At 64.0% G+C, this 2,764-nt stretch carries 3 protein-coding genes; all 3 read right to left on the bottom strand.

Annotation, left to right across the window (positions count from 1 at the left end):
- Positions 1-24: 24 nt before the first annotated feature.
- A complete protein-coding gene (locus Q4G32_RS13880) occupies positions 25-783 on the bottom strand; it encodes a PspA/IM30 family protein (RefSeq protein WP_303352333.1) in 759 nt (252 codons plus the stop codon).
- A 59-nt stretch (positions 784-842) separates the two neighbouring features.
- Positions 843-2,504 (bottom strand): TPM domain-containing protein, encoded by a 1,662-nt coding sequence (locus Q4G32_RS13875; RefSeq protein WP_303352331.1) that lies wholly within the window; start codon positions 2,502-2,504, stop codon positions 843-845.
- A gap of 48 nt (positions 2,505-2,552) precedes the next feature.
- A partial coding sequence (locus tag Q4G32_RS13870) for an SMI1/KNR4 family protein (protein ID WP_303352328.1) occupies positions 2,553-2,764 on the bottom strand: 212 nt, incomplete at its 5' end.

Raw genomic sequence — 2,764 nt, 5'->3', positions numbered from 1 at the left:
GCGCACGGCTTGTATCAGGTGGGCTCAGATCTCCTCTGAGCTGATGATCTTCTCGCCCTCCTTGGCTGAGCTGCCCGCTTTGAGTGCCGCAAGCCGCGCCTCCAGCTCGGACTGACGGCCCAGTTCCTCCAGGGACTCGAACTGCGCGTCCAACGACGACGCCGCCAACTCCTGCTGGCCTGCAACCCTCGCCTCTTCGCGGCGGATCTTGTCTTCGAACCGGGAGACCTCTGACAGGGGATCCATCACGTCAAAGGCCTTCAGGGAATCCTGGACGGCGGCCTGTGCAGCAACGGTCTTTTGGCGGGCGTTGAGTTCGTCCCGCTTGGCGGAGAGTTCCTGTAGCTTGCCGTGCATCTTGTTCAGCCCGTCCTTGAGCTGATTGACCACCTGCGTCTGGTGCTCGATCTGAGGCTGGGCGGTGCGTGCCTCTGATTCGTGCTGCATTTGGCGCTGCAAGGCAACTTTGGCCAGGTTGTCGAACTTGTCCGCTTCCGAACTCTGACCGGCTGAACGGAACTCATCAGCGCGGGTGGAGGCGGCCAGAGCCTTGTTGCCCCATTCTTCAGCGTCGCGGATGTCCTCGGCGTGGTCCTGTTCCAACAGCCTCAGCTGGCCGATGGTGGTGGCCACAGCGGATTCCGCTTCACGGATGTTCTGGGTGTAGTCCCGGACCATCTGGTCCAACATCTTCTGTGGGTCCTCCGCTGAGTCGATCAAGGAGTTGATATTGGCCTTGGCCAACTGTGCGATCCGCCCAAAGATGGACTGTTTGGCACTCATGGTGTGTTTCCTTCCGTGATGATGTTCAAGGTTTGGTTCTCAACAAGTGGGTTTATGGCTCAGAAGTCGAATCCGCCAAAGTCACCGAGTCCGCTCAGGAAGTCATCGGCGTCAGGGGCATCTCCGAACCCGCCGCCGAAACTCTGACTGATGGCGCCGTCGTCGTCGCCCAGGCCGTTGAGCACCGAACCCAGGAGGATGCCGCCCAGGACGGCACCGCCCAAGCCGGGTCCGCCCAAGCCGCGCATGTTCCCGTTCAGGCCACGGTGACGTGACCTGCCGCTGCGGCCGTAGCCGCTATAGCTGCCAGGTCCACCCATGCCCCAGCCCCCGTTGTTGCCGTAACTGCCGTAACTGCCGTAACCCCCGTTACCACTGAAGCCAGAGACGTCCTGCTGGGCTTCCTGGCGGGAGGCGGTGGCCAGGCGAATGGCCTCGTTGGCGTGATTCAGGGCGGTCGAGGGCTCCGTGGCGCGCAGCCGTTGGGCCTCACCAAGGTGACGTTCGGCTTCGGAGAGGTGCGTCCGTGACTGGGCACCGATACCTCCGCGCCGCGCCCCGGCATAGTCGTGGGCTTGGGTCACTGCGGCCTGGGCTGAGACCAGGGTGCGGTCCAGGGTTGCTCGCGCTGCACGGTCTCGCTCGTGTTCTTCACGTAACCCGGCCAGGGCTTTTTCCAGCTCTGTGGTCACCACGGACAGGCGGTGGGAGAGTGCATAGGGATCGAATCGACCGGCAGCCAGTTCGGCCTCTATGCCGGTGAGGACCGAACGCACCCCGGCGGCAGTTCCCGTCAGTTCAGTGCGCATGGCTACCTGCGCGGTGGCCTCGGCCTCGGCAACATCACGCTGGGCCACCGCAATGGCATCCCGCAAGGCCTGCTCAGCACGTTCCAGGTCTTGGGCACCGCGGTGCACCGAATCCACCAGGTCGCGGGCCTGGGCGGCAGCCTGCTCAGCTGCGCGGATTTCCACGGCAGCTTGTGAGCGCTGCCCGGATTGGGAGTGCAGCTCAGCCTGATCGACTGCGGTCCGCACAAAGTCAATGCGCTCCCCGGCCTGACTGAGGTTCTCCGGGAGCGTCTGCCAGGCCGAGTCCAGATAGCGTTGTGCCAGACGATCCAGGGTTTTCTGCGCTCGCTCCACCTCCGGGCCCAGGGCATCCACGGTAGCGACGACGGCGCCCCCGGCCTGTTGCGCATTGGCCTCCAGCGCCCGGAGCTGGCTGAAATCTGCACGGTGCTGGGCCAACGGTGTTGTGGCCTGCTGACAGCGCTCCAAGATCTCCCCGATCCAGGCGCGTTGTTCAGCCTCCGTGTCGGCAATGGTGTCTTCCAGTTTTTGTTGCAGGGCAAAGGATTTCTGCAGGTGATCCTTGGCTTCCTGAAGGGCGCGCTGGTAGGGGGCTACGGCGTCGTCGCCGAATTGGAGTTGAGCAAAAGCGAGTTCTTGGTCGGCGGCCTGCACGGCGTTATCAGTAGCCACCAGGGCCTCACCGGCACGCCGGTGCAACTCGGGGAGGGGCACGGGGCCGTTCTGGTTTGCGTGCTGCGGCGGGTTCTGGACCGGGAGACCACCGGGGCCAAACCTTTGGTCTGGGGCGGAGTTGGGCAGTTCCGCACGACGACGCCGCGTGCGCGACCAGGAGATCAATCCGGCCACCACAACAATGGCCAACAGTCCCATGACGGCCAGTGCGCCGAATGCCGAGGCAGTGCTCATGGTGTGGAGTGTACTGAGCCCGCCTGCGGTGTGGCTGGGATCTCAGGGTTATTCGCCGTGGACGTAGTTGTTGTTTTGTAGGTAGGTGTTGAGGAGGGTGGCGAGGTTGGGGTAGGCCAGGCCTTGGGTGTGGCCGTTGGTGGTGATGGAGAGGATTTGTCCGGTGTGGCCGTTGGGGCCGGGGGTGGTGTCGATGATCAGGGCGTTGCCCATGCCGTCGTCGGTGATGGGTACCCATCCGGGGTTCCAGGGCCCGGGGA

Source organism: Kocuria sp. (genome assembly GCF_030538595.1).
Taxonomy (GTDB): Bacteria; Actinomycetota; Actinomycetes; order Actinomycetales; family Micrococcaceae; genus Kocuria.
Note: the sequence above shows the minus strand (reverse complement) of the source record. Positions and strands in the feature narration are given on the sequence as shown.

Bases quoted from the DNA above. Each gene is read 5' to 3' on its own strand.
- Q4G32_RS13880 (WP_303352333.1), bottom strand. From the start codon at position 783: ATGAGTGCCAAACAGTCCATCTTTGGGCGGATCGCACAGTTGGCCAAG.
- Q4G32_RS13875 (WP_303352331.1), bottom strand. From the start codon at position 2,504: ATGAGCACTGCCTCGGCATTCGGCGCACTGGCCGTCATGGGACTGTTG.